Origin of the sequence: Hoeflea sp. YIM 152468 (assembly GCF_029210485.1) — a bacterium.
In the GTDB taxonomy this organism is placed as follows: domain Bacteria; phylum Pseudomonadota; class Alphaproteobacteria; order Rhizobiales; family Rhizobiaceae; genus Hoeflea.
Genome location: NZ_JARGET010000029.1, coordinates 145734 through 162275 on the forward strand (window position 1 = coordinate 145734; position 16542 = coordinate 162275).

Consider the following 16542-nt stretch of genomic DNA (forward strand, 5'->3'; position numbering starts at 1 on the left):
ACCAGCCTGGCCTCTCGCCTCAAGTCCTTGCCGTTGGCGCGAACCCGTGCAGCCCGCGATGTCCGCTAGGATCGATATGGGGGACGTCGAAGTTGTCGCACCCAATCTGAAGCGCCGCTTGTCCGGGGTCACCTCGACCGTGATCCAGCTTGTGCCCGAACAGCGACGGCAAGGCGTCGGCATTGCCGTGCTGGGGCCGGGCCTTCCCGATGACCTGCCCCGCATCTCGTGGTTTCAGCTTCCGGGCCTGCTCGTGCGTCCGCGCCGGCGCCGTTTCAGAATCTGGCATGCAAGACGCAACACCGAGATGCTGGCTGGCCTCGTGCTGCGCCATGTCTTTCGGGCCCCGTTGCGGCTTGTCTTCACCTCCGCCGCCCAGCGTCACCACACCGGCTACACCCGCTGGCTGATGCGGCGCATGGACCGGATCGTCACCACATCGAGCCGTTCGGCCGCGTTCTTGCAACTGCCGCATGTGATCATCCCGCATGGCGTCGATCTCGACCGCTTCCACCCGCCCTCCGACGCTGAGCGCGACTGGTCGACATCGGGGCTTCCGGGGCGGTATGGCCTTGGTTGCTTCGGGCGCATCCGCGCGCAGAAGGGCACCGATCTCCTCGTCGACGCGCTGATTTCGCTGCTGCCGCGCTATCCCGAGTGGACCGCCGCCATCTTCGGCCGCACAACCGCACACAACCAGGGCTTCACCGACGCCTTGAAGGCCAGGATCGAGGCCTCCGGCCTTTCCAGCCGCATCGTCTTCATGGGCGAAGTGGCCGACGTCAAGCCATGGCTGAGGCGGGTCACGCTGTGCGTCGCCCCGTCGCGAAACGAGGGCTTCGGGCTCACTCCGCTCGAGGCCATGGCATCGCAAACCGCAGTGGTTGCAAGCGATGCTGGCGCCTATCGCGATCTGGTCGAAGACGATGTCACCGGCCAGGTCGTGCCCGCCGGCGACGGCGACGCGCTGACGCAGGCGATCGAAACCTATCTCGCTGATCCCGGACGCGCCGAGGCGCACGGCCGCGCAGGGCTTGAACGCGCCCGCAGCCGCTTCGGTCTCGCCGGCGAGGCCAGGGCGTTGAGTGAGGTGTACGAGGAACTGTGGGCGCAGCGATGAAGACAGCAATCATCGTGGCGCGCGACAATGCCTATGGGTTGAGCCAGGACAGCGGCCTCCTGATGGCGGCCCTCGAAAGCCAGGGCTTTGAGGTCGAGACGGTGACGCCAAAACGCGGATTGCTTGCACGGTTCGTACCATTTCTGTCCCGCACCCGGCGCGTTGACATCGTCTTCCATCTCGAGCGCGCCTTTCCCGCCTGGTTCCCCGCCGGCACGGCAAACCTGCTGATTCCGAACCAGGAACGCTTTCCCGAGCGTCATCTCGCGCGGCTCAAGCGCATTGACCTGGTGCTGGCCAAGAGCCGTCACGCCGAAGCGATTTTCTCCAGGCTTGGCGTCCCCACCGCCTTTACCGGATTTGCCACCCCCGACCGCCACCTCCCCGGTGTCTTGAAGAATTGGCATCGGTTCTTTCATCTGGCCGGCGGCTCAACCCTCAAGGGCACGGAAGAGATTCTGGCGCTGTGGCACAAGAATCCGCACTGGCCCGAGCTGGTGCTGGTTCAAAAGGCCGCGAATGCCCCGACGCGGGTGCCCGACAATGTCACGCTTGTGTCCGGCTATCTGGCCGAGGCGGATCTGCGCCGCTTGCAAAACCAATGCGGCATCCATCTTTGCCCCTCCCGCTCGGAAGGCTGGGGCCACTACATTCTCGAAGCGATGTCCTGCGGCGCCCTGGTGGTCACCACCGACGCGCCGCCGATGAACGAGCTCGTCACACCCCAGACAGGCCGGCTGGTCGCCTGGTCGCGGACCGAACCGCGCCATCTGGGAACCAATTTCCACGTCGACCGCACCGCCCTGGAATCCACGATCGAGGCCCTGCTCGCCACCTCCGGCGCGGATTTGGCCGCCATCGGCGACAGGGCCCGCGACAGCGCCCTGCTTCACCAGCAGACCTTCCCATCGCGGCTTGCCGCCGCATTGGCCGCCCATTTCGGCCCCGTCACGGGAGCGACACCATGATGCAGAAGAAAATCGTCCGCCTGCCCGCAGCGCTGCGTCCGGCAGGACGCAACAATCTCGTGCGTGTCGGCAGCCATTTCGACGGCGGCTACGTGTTCGCCAGCGATCTCATTTCGCGCTGTCACAGCATGCTGTCTTTCGGTCTCGGCTACAATTGGGACTTCGAGCGCCGGATGCTCGCCGCCTCGACCGTCACCAGCATCGATTGCTACGATCACACCATCAACGAAACAGAGCTCCGGCGGGAATATCTCCGCTCGGTGCTCAAATATTTCCTCAACACGCCCAAGCGCCAGGCGCGCATCCGCGCCTACCGCGATTACCGGCCGTTTTTCATCGACACTGCCGCTGTGCGGCATTTCGAAAAAAGGATCGGTGCAACCGACGGTGCCGCCTGCTCCACCCTCGGCTCGGCGCTCGAGGCCCTCGCTGACACCGGCAATTCCGTCTTCTTGAAATGCGACATCGAGGGCGGCGAGTACGAGATCAGTCATGAGATCCTTGCCCATGCCGACCGGTTTGCCGGCATCGCCATCGAGTTTCACGACCTGCACACCCGTTTGCCTGCCCTGCTCGATTTTGTCCGCGACCTCGGCACCACCCATGTCCTCGATCATATCCATGTCAACAACACGTCGAAATATGATGCGCGCGGCATACCGGGCGTTCTCGAGCTGTCCTTCTCCCGCCAGGACATCGCCCCGGACCTCGATTTTGCCGGGCACAATCCCCACGGTTTCCCACATTCGATCCACGGACCTGATCTCGACACCCCCAACAATCCAGACAAACCCGATATCGAGATCGACTACATCTGATGGCCCGGCCTGACGCCCTCCGCGCAGGGCCGGCAAGGCAAAGGCTTGAAATCGAAAGTGACGTGGGCATAACCTCATGGATGGCAAACCGCATCGGAAATGCCGGGTTGAGCAAGGCCTGAACTCCCGCGCCGGGTGGGCGCGGCGGGGCAGCAGATGAACGGAAGCCGTGAAATGAAGATCATGACCCTGAATGAAACGACCCGGAGCGTTTACCAGGACGCGTTCGACGCCGCAGCGACGCAGGGCGTCCGGTTTGAGCAGATTGGCTTCGATCAGATCGTTGGCGGGGAGCAGAAAAATCAGTCGAAGCTGCGAAAATACCTTCCCAAGCGCGCCACCATTGACGCGTTGCGTGCCCGATACGCGGATTTTCAGCCCGATGTGATTCAGATAGGCCCGAAACGCCGTGTCGCTCTGGCTGCCTATATGGCGTTTCGGTCGCTGCCGGTTCCGATGGTGCTTGAGGTCGGCAATATCGGCAGTCTCAACGTCCTGAGCCCGCTTGACCACCTGTTGCATTTCAACAGCCGCTTCACCCGTATTCTGGCACCTTCAAGGGCGCTGGTGAACAACTGGGCAGCGGCGCCGGCCATCGGTCGCCTCATCGGTCCGGAGCGGCTTGAGTTCATTCATCATTCCATCGCCATCTTGCCGCCACTCGATCCGGCTGACCGCGACCGGCTGCGGGCATCCTATGGTTTCGGCCCGGATGATTTTGTTGTCGGCAGCGTCTGCAACAACCGCGAGATCAAGAATCTCGGTTTCGTTGCCGGGCTGATTGGCGAAGTCGGCCCCAAGGCGGTTCTGGCCCTGGCCGGAGCAGGCTTTGATCAATCCGGCGGCGCAAGGATCAGGGCGGCGGGCGGCGATCAGGTGCGGTGTCTCGGACCTGTCCCCGATGCCCGGCGGATCATGTCGATCTTCGACGCCTACGTGACGCCGACGCGCTCACCAGGTGAATCCTTTGGCCTGGCCCACGGCGAAGCGATGCAGCAAGGCGTGCCCGCCCTGTGCATGAATATTGGCGGTTCGGCAGAGATGATCGAACACGGCGTCTCCGGGGCCGTGCTGCCGGCGGCGCGCCAGGACTGGATCCATACATTGCGGCGATTGAACCAGAACGCCGGCCTCCGCCGCCAGATCGGCGAGGCCGCAGCGGCCCGGATCAAGTCCGAATTCTCGCCCGAGGCGATCGGACGGAATTTCATCGACTTTTTCCAGCGCCTGAGCTTTCAAGCCAGGTGAAATCCTCCGCCGCTCAGAGCGCCACCAGCCCCTCATCCTTGACCTGACGGATGGTCAGCAGGGTGCGAACCGTGTCGACATTGTCGGTGGCGGTCAGTTCCTCGATGACGAAATCCTGGAAATGGGTGAGATTGCGGGCGACGCAGTGCAGCAGGAAATCGCTTTCCCCCGACACCATCCAGGTTTCCCGGACGATCGGCCATTGATTGGTCGTGGCGGCGAAGGCCTTGAGCTTGGCGTCCGACTGATGCTTGAGGCCGATCATGCAGAACGCCACCAGATCGAAGCCGAGACTTGGCGCTTTCAACAGCGCCCGGTACCCGCGAATGATCCCCGCCTGCTCGAGCTTGCGCACCCGGCGCAGGCACGGCGGCGCCGAGATGCCAACCCGCTCTGAGAGTTCCACATTGGTCATCCGGCCGTCGCTCTGCAATTCACGCAGGATCTTGAGATCAATTGCATCAAGTTCGGCTTTGATCGCCATGGAATTTTTTCCTGTGTTTGCTATCAATGTCCGCACCGGAAGGGCGGATTTGCGAAACTTTATTGCGTCACAGCGCAGTGTCTGTAAAGCCTTGCGCCGCGTTTCCGGTGCGATGTTCTGTGTGTAAGTGAGCCGGACGCTTGAAACCCGTACTGGCTCGCACCTAAATAGGGAGAAATTCGCGCTGCATCATGACGCCGGCGGTCAGAAACCGACATTCGCCATTGATGCCCCACCGGGGATGGCCCACACTGGCACCTCGCACAACTTGCTTCAGGATCGACCTATGTCCACTCGCCATGTTCCCGTTCTCATCATCGGCTCCGGCCCAGCCGGCTACTCTGCGGCGATCTATGCCGCCCGTGCGCTGCTCAATCCGGTGCTCATTGCCGGTATGGAGCAAGGCGGTCAATTGATGATCACGACAGATGTGGAAAACTATCCCGGATATGCCGAACCGGTGCAAGGCCCGTGGATGATGGAGCAGATGCTCAAACAGGCCGAGAATGTCGGCGCCGAGATCGTCAGCGACCTCGTCACCTCCGTGGAGCTGACCCAGCGCCCCTTTACCGTGACCACCGATTCAGGCGCCGTCTGGACCTGCGACGCGCTGGTGATTGCCACCGGCGCGCAAGCCAAATGGCTGGGCATCCCGACCGAGAAGGAATTCATGGGGTTCGGCGTCTCGGCATGCGCCACCTGTGACGGCTTTTTCTACCGCGGCAAGAACGTCGTCGTTGTCGGCGGCGGCAACTCCGCGGTCGAGGAGGCGCTGTATCTGTCCAACCTCGCCGCCCAGGTGACGGTGGTCCATCGCCGCGACGAATTCCGCGCAGAAAAGATCCTGCAGCAGCGGCTGTTCGACAAGCCCAACATCAATGTCATCTGGGACACTGAAGTGCTGGAGTATCTGGGAACCCCGGCGCAACCGCCGATGCCGGCTTCGGTCACCGGGGTCAAGCTGAGAAATCGCAAGACCGGAGAGACATCAGATATGCCGATTGACGGCGTCTTCGTTGCCATCGGCCATGCGCCGGCGGTCAGCCTTTTCAAGGACAAGCTCAAGCACAAGCCGAATGGCTATCTGTGGACAGCACCCGATTCCACTGCCACAGATGTACCTGGTGTCTTTGCCGCTGGTGATGTGACCGACGACATCTACCGCCAGGCAGTGACGGCAGCGGGCATGGGCTGCATGGCCGCATTGGAGGCAGAACGCTATCTGGCAGGACATGTCAGGCACGCCGAAGCAGCCGAATAGGCGCACAAGCGCCAAAAAATCGGCCCGAACAACGGGCCAGGGGGAAAGGGCATTGGTGTCACTCGACTGGGATAAATTGCGCATTTTTCATGCCGCGGCGGAGGCTGGCTCCTTCACCCACGCGGCGGAAAAGCTGCATCTGTCACAATCTGCGATCAGCCGCCAGGTCGCCGCGCTGGAGATGGACATCGGCGCCAAGCTGTTTCACCGCCATGCCCGCGGCCTGATCCTTTCGGAGCAGGGCGAGATCCTCTACCAGACCGCGCATGAAGTGCTGATGAAGCTGGAATCTGTCAGAAACCAGCTGACCGAGACCCGCGAGCGGCCGTCGGGCAAATTGCGTGTCACCACCACCGTCGGATTCGGACAGGGCTGGTTGACCGAGAAGGTGCAGGAATTCCAGGAGCTCTATCCCGACGTTCAAGTGCAGTTGCTGCTCGACAATGAAGAGCTCGACGTCAATATGCGTCAGGCAGATTGCGCCATCCGTCTGCGCCAGCCGCAACAGCCTGATCTGATTCAGCGGCGCTTGTTCACCGTGCACATGCATGTCTATGCCTCGCCCGCCTATGTTGCGCGCCATGGCGAGCCCAAATCCATCGCGGATCTCGACAACCACCGCATCATCACCTTCGGCGAGCCGGCTCCGGCCTATCTGACCGACGTGAACTGGCTCGAAACCGCCGGACGGACGCCGGAAAACCGGCGCCATGTGCAATTGCAGATCAACAATCTGCCGGCAATCCGCCGCGCCACCCTCAACGGCGCAGGCATATCGCTGTTGCCCGGTTACATGATCAATCGCGATCTGGCGCTGGTACAGCTCAATTTGGCGGCCGACATTCCCACCTTCGACACCTATTTCTGTTACGCCGAAGAAATGAAAAACGCAGCCAAACTCAAGGCGTTCCGGGATTTTCTCGTCTCCAAGGCGCGCAACTGGAGTTATTGACGCAACCTGCTGAGCAAGCGAAACGCCGGCGCGCGCCTGAAAACAACCAAAGCGCGAAAAGATGTATTTGCATGCAGTCATGCGGCCTTCGCATGGCAGGCATGCGAAAGGCTGGCTTGCTCATTGCTCAATAAAGCATCATATCGATTACAGCTGATGCACCTTTGGCGGCCTAGGCCTCCCAGTGCCGCCGCATGAGCTGTTCCCCTCTGGAGGTTTTAACCTCCATACCTATCGGGCCCGAGAGCGATCTCGCGGCCCCTTTTTTTTGCCCGGAATCCGGGCTCGACTGCCTGGCTGCAGAGCATGCGGCTGTCGCATGGCAGACATGCGCATCAGTGCCTTGAACACTGCCCAACAAAGCATCATATCCCCTGTAGCTGATGCACTTTTGGCGGCCTACTCCTCCCAGCGCCGCCGCATGAGCTGTTCCCCTCTGGAGGTTTTTTGACCTTCATACCTTTGGGCCCGAGAGCAATCTCGTGGCCCATTTTTTTTGCCGGAATCCTGTGCAATTGCCGCTTCAATGGCCATGCGGCTGTCGCATGGCTGTCATGTGCCCCAAACCCTTGCACATTGCTCAAGGAAGCATCATATCACCTCTAGCTGATGCACCTTTGGCGGCCTACTCCTCCCAGTGCCGCCGCATGAGCTGTTCCCCTCTGGAGGTTTTTGACCTTCATACCTTTGGGCCCGAGAGCAATCTCGCGGCCCATTTTTTTTGGCGTCCGTTTGGGCAACCCGCCGGCAAAACCGGCACAGCCGCCCGAAGGTGATCCACAGACCCTGCCCTTGCGTATCCGATGCAACAGGCGTGCGATGGAACCTTACCGTCCCACCACCGTTTGATGTTCGCTGCCTTCACTTCCACGCCGCCAGGAGTTTCCATGCGCATCACCTTGATCCTCAATCAGGACGGCGGCACGATACGCGGGATGGATGCAAGGGAATTCGGCGACATGGCCGCAGCCCGGCTGGCGCGACCTGACGGCGACTGCACGGTGAAACTGGTCTCCGGTTCCGACCTTATCCAAACGCTCGAACAGGCCGGCGCTGACGACCGCACCGATATCATTGTCGCCGGCGGTGGCGACGGCACCATTTCGGCAGCCGCAGGCATCTGCTTCAAAAGCGGCAAGGTCCTTGGCGTGCTGCCGCTTGGTACCATGAACCTGTTTGCCCGAAGCCTCGGCCTGCCGCTTGATCCGGCCGAGGCACTGGATGCGCTCGCCACGGCCCAGGAGCGTCCGCTGGATATCGCCACCGCCAATGGCCGGCCCTATGTCCACCAGTACTCGGTCGGCCTGCACGCCCGCCTGGTGCAGCAGCGCGAACACCTCGACACCTCGACCCGTCTGCGCAAGATCACCTCGACCGTCAAATCGCTGGCTCAGGTGATCATGCGGCCGCCCCGCTTCGGCATCGACATCGACACCGGAAGCGGACGCCGGCGGCAGATTGTTTCCGCTGTCGCAATCTCCAACAATCTGTTCGGCGACACCCCGCTGGCGTATGCGCCGCTGCTCGACGAGGGCGTGCTCGGGGTCTACCGCTCCCGCGCGCTCGGCTCCGGCACGGTGCTGCGCATGACCCTGCGGGCCGCAATCGGCAAGCTCAAGGAAGACCCCGACATGAGCGTTGAGGCGGCCCGCAAGGTCGTGCTGAAATTCTCGAGCTCCCGTGCCGGCACCAGGGCTGCGATTGATGGCGAGATGATTCCGCTGGAGCGAGAGGTCGAATGTATCTGTCACCCCGGCGCTCTGCGGGCGCTGGTTCCCAAGACCTATGCCGGCCTCACCGAACCTGAACCCCTGCCCTAACCGGCCTTGCGCCGATTTCCCAGCCATTGCGAAAGGCCAACCATGACCCGACAAGCCCTGCACCCCGATAGGCCGGCACTGGCCACAGCTTCTGAAGCGGGAGCCAAGCCATGATCCCGGCCGGTTTTCTCAAGGCCTGGGCCGGCTCGGCAGTCTTCATTCTTGTTGTCGATGCGATCTGGCTCGGTCTGGTCGCCAGAGGGTTCTACAGCCGTCAGCTCGGCGCGCTGATGCTCGACACGCCGCGCTTGCCGATTGCCGCCCTGTTCTACGTGGTCTATTCGGCCGCCGTGGTCATCCTGGCTTCGGCCGCCGCGGCGCGCTCGGGCTCGCTCATGGAAGCGGTGCTGCTTGGCGCGATCCTCGGATTTGCCGCTTACGGCACCTACGACATCACCAATCTGGCGACACTGAAGAACTGGCCGCTGACGATGAGCCTCATCGATATGGCCTGGGGAACCGCGCTGACCGCAGCCGTGTCGGCTGCCGGCTACTGGCTGCTGCGCTGGACCTGACGCAAACGGCCGCCCTTTGAGGCGGCCGCAAGTCTTTGACCCCGGCGGAATTCGCCGCGGCATCTGCTAGTCCGGCTCGTCAGCGCAGGGCTGCGCAGAAGCGCTGGATCCGGTTGCAGGCTTCTTCCAGCAAAGCCTCTGACGTGGCATAGGAAATGCGGAAATTCGGGCCCTGGCCGAAGGCCGACCCGTGCACCACGGCAACGCCTTCGGTTTCGAGCAGTTCGGTGACGAAATCCTCGTCGGTCTCGATCACCTTGCCCGATGGCGCCGTCTTGCCGATCAGGTCGGCGCAGGACGGATAGACGTAGAAGGCGCCTTCAGGCACCGGACACTTGATTCCCTTGGCCTGGTTGAGCATCGACACCACCAGATCGCGGCGGCCGCGGAAGATTTCCTGGTTTTTCGGAATGAAGTCCTGGGTGCCGTTGAGCGCTTCGACCGCAGCCCATTGCGCGATCGAGCAGGCGCCGGAAGTCTGCTGGCCCTGGATCATGTCCATCGCCTTGATCAGCTCCAGCGGGCCGGCCGCATAGCCGATGCGCCAGCCGGTCATGGCATAGGCTTTCGAGACGCCGTTCATGGTCAGTGTCCGGTCTTTCAATGCCGGCTCGATCTGGGCAGGCGTGGTGAAGACAAAGTCGCCATAGGTCAGGTGCTCGTACATGTCGTCGGACAGGATCCAGACATGCGGATGGCGCATCAGCACGTCCGTCAGCGCCTTCAGTTCCGCTTCGGTATAGGCCGCGCCCGAGGGGTTGGACGGCGAATTGAACATCAGCCACTTGGTCTTTGGCGTGATCGCGGCTTCCAGATCGGCGGCGGCGAGCTTGAAGCCGTTGTCGATCTTGGTCGGAACAAACACCGAGGTGCCGCCGCAGATCGCCACCATCTCGGGATAGCTGACCCAGTAGGGCGCCGGGATGACGACTTCGTCGCCCGGGTTCAGTGTCGCCATGAAGGCATTGAACAGGATCTGCTTGCCCCCGGTGCCGACGATGGTCTGCTGCCAGTCATAGTCGAGATTGTTCTCGCGCTTGAACTTCGCGGCAATCGCCTTGCGCAGCTCGGGAATGCCTGAAACAGGGGTGTATTTGGTCTCGCCGCGATTGATCGCATCGATGGCTGCAGCCTTGATGTTGTCGGGCGTGTCAAAGTCCGGCTCACCGGCGCCAAGCCCGATGATATCGCGGCCCTTGGCCTTGAGTTCCCGTGCTTTCTGGCTGACGGCAATGGTGGCGGACGGTTTGACCCGGGAAAGGGCGTTGGCGAGAAAGGCCATGAAATGCGCTCCGGTGCTAAGACGTGATGCCTGTGGTTTGACCGAAACAGATGGTAGCCATTTGTTTTGAAAAGTCAGCCCACACGCTATTGATCCGGTGGGGCGGTCTGCCCTGGCAGATAGTCAGAATCTGTCAGGATCGCACCACTGCAGGCGCGGCCCCCGCGCCCGGTGCTTCTATGTCGCAACAAGGCGCCCGATGCAAGCCGGAGGCGGCAGTCTGGCGCCGGATTAACCTTGCCGAAAGCATTTCGGCCCATGCTCGCGGGTCCAAGCTGCACGCCAACGGAGACCTGTGCGAGATGCCAGGGCGTCGCGAATCGCATTTCCTGCAAGACGACCGGGGTTTTTACACCACCTCCTACGGGCCGTATGTGTTGCAATCCGCGTTTCAGCCAATCTTCAGCCAGAACGAACACGGTCACCTGACAATCGAAGCCTTCGAGGCGCTGATCCGTGCCCAGCAGGACGGCAAGCCGGTTCCCCCCTACCAGTTCTTCTCGTCGGTCGAGAAGGCCGATGCCATTGCCGTCGACACCTTGTGCCGCGAATTGCACATTCTCAATATGGGCAAGCTCGGACGCCGCAAGGCGCGGCTGTTCATCAATTTCAATCCCGGCCTGTTTGACCAGGTCGCCAACATCGACGCGGAAGTCGATCGAATGGTCGATGCCACCGTTCGGGCCGGCCTGAGACCCGGCCGCATCGTCTGCGAAATCACCGAACAGGGCAGCGGCAATGAAGAGGTGCTGCACCAACTCGTCAGCGGTCTGCGCTCACGGCTGTTCAAGATCGCGGTCGACGATTACGGCGCTGACGATTCCGATACCAGGCGCGTCAATGAACTCAAACCCGACGTCTTGAAGTTCGACGCGGCATGGGTGAGCCGCTTCACCGAAACCTCCGCTGGCCAGGGTCTGCTCAAGCTGATGGTGGACCAGTTCATCGAACGCGGCATCACCGTGTTGTTCGAAGGGCTCGAGGAAGACCACCAGATTGATTTCTGCCAGGCTATCGGTGTCCAGTTGATGCAGGGATACGCCCTGGCCCGGCCGGCCATCGTGCCGGTCACCTTCGATGACCGCTTTCCCGATCCCGAAATGGCGCAGCCGGGCGAACTCACCCGCAGCCTTCGCACATCCGCGGAGCTGGGTGATCCAACGCCGCAGCAGGCCGACAGGATCCCGCGCGCGCATCCGCCGCGCCGCGCCGTAACCTTCGGCAAACGCACCCGTTAACCCGAAACACAATCTTGACACGACAAAAAACCCCGCCCGCCACAATCCGGCCGGATTGGCGACGCGTTCGCGAGCGTAAGGTGTCCCACATCAGCACACCACAGGAACAAGACCATGTTTCAGGACGACGATTTCTTTCCCGCAAAACCCGCTCGCCGGGAGAACGCCGCGATCGTGCGCATTGCACTGATGGCGCTGATGGGATGCCTGATCTTGATCTCGGTGCTGGTTATCCAGTCCCGCGCCGAGCCCGGCGTCATGGCTCAGCGGCCCATGGCCCCGGTCCACGGCGTTCAGGACTCACACCCCGCAAGCAAACCTTCCGGCACCATCAAGCTCGGCCCGCAACAGCCGTCGCGCTGAGCCCCTCCCTTCGGGCTGACAGCTCGGCAAGCACCGCCTGGGGATCAGCCAATCCGGACACGACCACCGGAGCTCCATCGGTTCGTTCGATTCTCAGCGATCCGGCACCGGTGATCCAGCCCGAAAGGCCGCGGCGTAAAGAGAGCCGGGTGACCGCCGGATAGACCACGATCACCGGATCACGCGCCGGAAACCCGGGATGCGCTTCCAGATGTGCGCCACGCAGCGTCAGCCGTGTTGTTGACAGCCGCAAACCGGCATGGGCGAACAGAAACGGCACGATCACCACCAGGACCAGCAGGCAGACACGCGCCAGAGCGCCGCCATCCCTGCCATTGACATAGAGCACCAGCCACAACAGGCCATAGCCTGCCGCCACCACCAGCCCCGGCAAGAACAAGGCAAGCGGGCTCGCCTGCCAGACCACGCGGCCGCGGGTCACCTCGGACTCGGGTCCGATCTGCTGCAAATGCGAATCAACGCTGTCCATCGGCCTCAAGTGTAGCGGGATTTTCGCGACCGTCACCGGCAAGGTTACGGGAGGCGGGTCTTTTCCCGCGGCTTCTGATCCCCATATTGACAGCACGCAGCTCCAGCGAAGACAGCACAAGAGGTGACCCATGCCGCAACCCCGATTTCCGATCACGCATCTGCGCACCCTGTCCATCCTTGGGCTCGGCTCGCTTCTTGTGCTCGCAAACGCAGCCGGCGCTCTGGCGCGCGATACCGTCCCCACCAAGAAGGTGAGCATTGATGTCGAGGTGCTGGCCACCGGCCTTGACCATCCCTGGGGCGTGGAACCGCTGCCGGATGGGGCGCTGCTGGTCACCGAGCGCAGCGGCGCGCTGCGTCTGCTGCGCGATGGCAAGCTTTCCGGCCCGATCTCCGGGCTGCCGGACATCGCAGCCGAAGGCCAGGGCGGGTTGCTCGACATCGCGCTGGCCAATGATTTCGCCACCAGCAGGTCAATTTTCCTAAGCTACAGTGCCCATGACAACAACGGCTTGGGCACCGCGGTCGCCCGCGCCCGCCTGTCCGATGACGGCACCGCGCTGACCGGCGTGGAAGAGATCTTCCGCATGAACCGCTTCACCCCTGCCAGCCACCATTTCGGCTCACGCATCGCCGTGGCGCCGGACGGCCGCTTGTACTTCACCATCGGCGACCGGGGCGAAGGCGAACGAGCCCAGGATATGGACGATCATGCCGGCGCCGTGCTCAGGATCGAGCCCACAGGTGCGGTTCCCCCGGACAACCCCTATGCCGACGGCGGCGGCGCGCCTGAGCTTTGGTCGAAGGGGCACCGCAACCCGCAAGGCATCGATATCGATCCGCAAACCGGCATTCTTTATAGTGTTGAGCACGGCGCGCGTGGCGGTGACGAGGTCAACCGACCCGAAGCCGGCCGCAATTATGGCTGGCCCAGGATCTCCTACGGGCGTCACTATTCCGGCGCCGAGATCGGCATCGGCACCGCAGCCGAAGGTTTCGAACAACCTGTCCACTATTGGGATCCCTCGATTGCACCGGGCGGGATGGCCGTGTATCGCGGCGACATGTTCCCCGAGTGGGACGGCGACCTGCTGGTCGGCGCTCTCCGGTTTCAAATGCTGGTGCGGCTTGACCTTGACGACGATACCGGCGAAGTGCTGTCCGAAGAACGCATGCTCAAGGGAAGCTATGGACGCATTCGCGATGTCCGTGTCGCCCCCGACGGCGCCGTGCTGATGGTGACCGACGAAGATGAAGGCGCGATCCTGCGTCTGTCGCGCACGCCACCGTCAATCGACTGATTTAGTGACCCCCAAAAACCGGATCCATGCGCCGCATGGATCATCGTCGGTTGCAAAAGACGAGAACATCCATGCTGAAAACCATCTTTCTGGGCGCGATCTCCCTTCTTCTCGTGGCGGCCCTCGCCTTTTTGCTGATCGGGCGCGAGCGCAGTTGGGAACTGATCGCCGGATCGCCCGATACCGGACCGCGGGATTTCAGCACCAATGCGCGCAGTACGACCGCCAATGACGCCCTTGCCTGCAGCCCCGGGCTGTGTGCCGAACCGGATTTTGAAATCCAGCCGGTCGATGAAACGCCGGCCGCTGCGATCGAGCGCCTGTCCGGCCTGTTGCTGACAACCTATCCGCTGACGCGCCGGCTCGATGACGCGGCTGACCCGACCAAGGCACGCTTTGTCACCTATTCGCCCCGGCTGCGGTTCCCCGACATGATCCATCTGGAAGCCCGAGCCATGCCAGACGGGCGGACCGGTGTCATGGCCTACAGCCGGGCGCAGCTGGGAGAAAAGGACTTCGGCAAGAACCGCGCTCGGCTCGAGACCCTGTTTGGCGCGCGATAGCGCCCGCATCGCATTGCACCGATAGCGGCTCCGGCAAGATCGCGTGCCGGTTTCGGCATGCCGTCAGCGGCCAGCCAGATCATCCTGTGGACCTGGCTTCAACCCCGGCTCTCGCACCGGTGCGGGTCCTCATGCAGGCGGCGTGCAAAGGGATTCATTTGGACGAATAAACGCATGCAGTGGGTCAAGCCGCTACCGCGTCCTTTGGGCAACGAGTGGGATGCGCGGCGCTGCAGGTCTCCAGCCATATCTGCCGCCTGGAGGTCCGGCTTTTGGCTTGCCCGGCATGAACGCTCCTGCTAGACCGCCACGCATTCAAACCGCGCCAGAATGACAATTTCACCGCTTTGAACTGCTGCATTTGCAGAGCGCTCCTGCGAAACACCACAGGCACGGCACACCTTCGCCGTGCGTCCCCATCTCTCCTGCCCGGGCCGGATCCATGCCGCGTTATCTCGCCAATCTTCTGCTTCTGCTCGCCGGCGCCACCTGGGGCGCAGGGTTTGTCGCCCAATCCACGGCCATGGACAAGATCGGTCCGTTTCTCTTCATCGGGCTGCGCTTTCTCGTCGCCGCGATCCTGCTGGCGCCGTTTGCCTGGCGGGAGTCGCAGAAGACGGCTTCGCCGGTGTCTTCCGCCCATCTTGGCGGCTTTGTCGCGATCGGTGCGGTGCTGTTTCTGGGCATGGGATTGCAGCAGGTCGGGCTCACCATCACCACGGTCACCAATTCGGGGTTTCTGACCGGGCTCTACGTGGTGTTTGTTCCCTTCATCACGCTGCTTGTGCTGCGGCAGCCGCCGCATCCGGTGATCTGGCCGGCGGTGGCGCTGACCTTCACCGGCATCTGGATGCTGGCGGGCGGCAGTCTCGGCGATCTCAATGCTGGTGATCTCCTGACCATTGCCTGCGCGGTGATGTGGGCGATCCAGGTTATTCTCGTCGGACGCTTTGTCGGGCCGAGCGGGCGCCCCCTGACGCTGTCTTTTGTGCAGTTTGCCGTCGCCTCCGTTCTCGGTCTTGGCGTCGGGCTGGCCAGTGAAACCGTCGATGGCGCAGCGATTGTCGCCGCTCTTCCGGAAATCCTTTACGCCGGCGTTTTTGCGACCGGGCTTGCTTTCACGCTCCAGGTCATCGGCCAGCGGTACACGACCGCCCCGCAGGCGGCGATTTTCCTGTCAACGGAATCGCTGTTCGCAGCCCTGTTCGGCGCACTCATCCTCGGTGAACGGATCCCGATGCTCGGTTATGCGGGTGGGGGTTTGATCTTTCTGGCCATTTTGCTGGCCGAAATCGGCCCGGTACTCAGGCCCAGACCTGTGGCCTGAGGCGCCGCGACCGGAGCCCGCCCGAGGTTCGTGATCGTTGAGCCTGCGGGCAAGCCGCCGGTCTGCCACAAATCGGGCGGAACCGGGGCAAGCCCGACCCGTTGCCCAATCAGTGATTTGCCGTCTTCCGGTCTGCGCGACAGCGTCTTCACGCCCGTGATGGCTCACAATAAGGCAATATTATGTCTTTGATTTTGTTAGATTTATTTACCCCAAGTGATTTGCAGACCGGTGCCGGACGCCCCTAGTCTGGATCTGCACGCACCACCCTGGATGCGTTTGTCTACAAAAGGGAGACGACCATGAACAAGCTCTTTATCACCACGGTTTCGGTTTTGGGTATGGCCGGTGCGGCCTACGCAGGCGAGGTCGAGGGCGTGGTTCAGAATTATGACCCGGCCACCAACATGATCGTGCTGGAAAGCGGCGAGGCCTTCAGCCTGGCCGACGGCCTCGAGCTCGATGGTGTGCAGCCAGGTGGCAAGGTTGTCATCACCTACAATGACGGCACCACCGACGCCACATCTGTCGCTGTGGTGGAGTAAACCCCTCAGCCTGGCCGGGCGCGATCTGCCTTGGCCAGGCTTTCCAAAACCCTGGCGCAACAGCAGTCAAAAGGCAGATTGATCTTTTCGGATCATGGCGAAATTGTGCCGCTTTGCGCCTTGAAAAATATATCTTTACCCCGCTTGTGCGGGTCCTTGAGCTGGCGCATATGAACGCCGTCCCGCCGCCACCGACACCAGTCCGGCAAACCTGCCGGCCGGTTGCGGACAGGGGTCACAACCTA

17 protein-coding genes are annotated in these 16542 nt (G+C 62.3%); 14 read left to right on the top strand and 3 right to left on the bottom strand.

Annotated features, from left to right (window positions below):
• Window positions 1-58 precede the first annotated feature (58 nt).
• The 4 genes from PZ897_RS15790 to PZ897_RS15805 all read left to right on the top strand — a co-directional run bounded on the left by PZ897_RS15790 (window position 59) and on the right by PZ897_RS15805 (window position 4154).
• Window positions 59-1120 carry a glycosyltransferase family 4 protein gene (locus PZ897_RS15790; protein ID WP_275753470.1) on the top strand — a complete coding sequence of 354 codons (1062 nt, stop codon included), beginning with the start codon at window positions 59-61 and terminating at the stop codon, window positions 1118-1120.
• Window positions 1117-2088 (top strand): glycosyltransferase, encoded by a 972-nt coding sequence (locus PZ897_RS15795; RefSeq protein ID WP_275753471.1) that lies wholly within the window; start codon window positions 1117-1119, stop codon window positions 2086-2088. Before PZ897_RS15790 ends, PZ897_RS15795 begins: the two co-directional genes overlap by 4 nt.
• Window positions 2085-2906: a hypothetical protein gene (locus tag PZ897_RS15800; protein WP_275753473.1), complete on the top strand. Its 822-nt coding sequence runs from the start codon at window positions 2085-2087 to the stop codon at window positions 2904-2906. The genes PZ897_RS15795 and PZ897_RS15800 overlap by 4 nt, the downstream gene beginning before the upstream one ends.
• A 156-nt stretch (window positions 2907-3062) precedes the next feature.
• Entirely contained in the window at window positions 3063-4154 is a 1092-nt protein-coding gene (locus tag PZ897_RS15805) for a glycosyltransferase family 4 protein (RefSeq protein ID WP_275753474.1), read from the top strand.
• A 13-nt stretch (window positions 4155-4167) separates the two neighbouring features.
• On the opposite strand, the gene PZ897_RS15810 is transcribed toward PZ897_RS15805, so the two are convergent.
• Window positions 4168-4638, bottom strand: coding sequence for an Lrp/AsnC family transcriptional regulator (locus tag PZ897_RS15810; protein WP_275753475.1), 471 nt, complete (start codon window positions 4636-4638; stop codon window positions 4168-4170).
• 286 nt (window positions 4639-4924) lie between these two features.
• Between PZ897_RS15810 and trxB the strand changes: the two genes are divergently transcribed.
• The 4 genes from trxB to PZ897_RS15830 all read left to right on the top strand — a co-directional run bounded on the left by trxB (window position 4925) and on the right by PZ897_RS15830 (window position 9186).
• The gene (gene trxB, locus PZ897_RS15815; RefSeq protein ID WP_275753476.1) at window positions 4925-5899 is read left to right on the top strand and encodes a thioredoxin-disulfide reductase; all 975 of its coding nucleotides are present in this window, start codon (window positions 4925-4927) and stop codon (window positions 5897-5899) included.
• 55 nt (window positions 5900-5954) lie between these two features.
• Window positions 5955-6851 carry a LysR family transcriptional regulator gene (locus tag PZ897_RS15820; protein WP_275753665.1) on the top strand — a complete coding sequence of 299 codons (897 nt, stop codon included), beginning with the start codon at window positions 5955-5957 and terminating at the stop codon, window positions 6849-6851.
• Window positions 6852-7738: 887 nt separating this feature from the next.
• Window positions 7739-8671, top strand: coding sequence for a diacylglycerol kinase family protein (locus PZ897_RS15825; RefSeq protein WP_275753477.1), 933 nt, complete (start codon window positions 7739-7741; stop codon window positions 8669-8671).
• A gap of 110 nt (window positions 8672-8781) precedes the next feature.
• Entirely contained in the window at window positions 8782-9186 is a 405-nt protein-coding gene (locus PZ897_RS15830) for a DUF2177 family protein (protein WP_275753478.1), read from the top strand.
• Between the two features lie 79 nt (window positions 9187-9265).
• On the opposite strand, the gene PZ897_RS15835 is transcribed toward PZ897_RS15830, so the two are convergent.
• Window positions 9266-10468 (bottom strand): pyridoxal phosphate-dependent aminotransferase, encoded by a 1203-nt coding sequence (locus tag PZ897_RS15835; protein ID WP_275753479.1) that lies wholly within the window; start codon window positions 10466-10468, stop codon window positions 9266-9268.
• A gap of 302 nt (window positions 10469-10770) precedes the next feature.
• Between PZ897_RS15835 and PZ897_RS15840 the strand changes: the two genes are divergently transcribed.
• Complete coding sequence (locus tag PZ897_RS15840) at window positions 10771-11706, top strand: EAL domain-containing protein (RefSeq protein ID WP_275753481.1); 936 nt, start codon at window positions 10771-10773, stop codon at window positions 11704-11706.
• 114 nt (window positions 11707-11820) lie between these two features.
• A complete protein-coding gene (locus PZ897_RS15845) occupies window positions 11821-12069 on the top strand; it encodes a hypothetical protein (protein ID WP_275753482.1) in 249 nt (82 codons plus the stop codon).
• Here PZ897_RS15845 and PZ897_RS15850 read toward each other — a convergent pair.
• On the bottom strand, window positions 12038-12559 hold the full coding sequence (locus tag PZ897_RS15850) for a hypothetical protein (protein ID WP_275753483.1): 522 nt from the start codon (window positions 12557-12559) through the stop codon (window positions 12038-12040). The genes PZ897_RS15845 and PZ897_RS15850 overlap by 32 nt on opposite strands.
• Window positions 12560-12689: 130 nt before the next feature.
• Between PZ897_RS15850 and PZ897_RS15855 the strand changes: the two genes are divergently transcribed.
• The 4 genes from PZ897_RS15855 to PZ897_RS15870 all read left to right on the top strand — a co-directional run bounded on the left by PZ897_RS15855 (window position 12690) and on the right by PZ897_RS15870 (window position 16297).
• Window positions 12690-13862 (top strand): PQQ-dependent sugar dehydrogenase, encoded by a 1173-nt coding sequence (locus tag PZ897_RS15855; protein ID WP_275753484.1) that lies wholly within the window; start codon window positions 12690-12692, stop codon window positions 13860-13862.
• Between the two features lie 71 nt (window positions 13863-13933).
• A complete protein-coding gene (locus tag PZ897_RS15860; RefSeq protein WP_275753485.1) occupies window positions 13934-14425 on the top strand; it encodes a DUF1499 domain-containing protein in 492 nt (163 codons plus the stop codon).
• A gap of 442 nt (window positions 14426-14867) precedes the next feature.
• On the top strand, window positions 14868-15752 hold the full coding sequence (locus PZ897_RS15865; RefSeq protein ID WP_275753486.1) for a DMT family transporter: 885 nt from the start codon (window positions 14868-14870) through the stop codon (window positions 15750-15752).
• Window positions 15753-16054: 302 nt separating this feature from the next.
• Window positions 16055-16297 carry a DUF1344 domain-containing protein gene (locus tag PZ897_RS15870; protein WP_275753487.1) on the top strand — a complete coding sequence of 81 codons (243 nt, stop codon included), beginning with the start codon at window positions 16055-16057 and terminating at the stop codon, window positions 16295-16297.
• Window positions 16298-16542 lie beyond the last annotated feature (245 nt).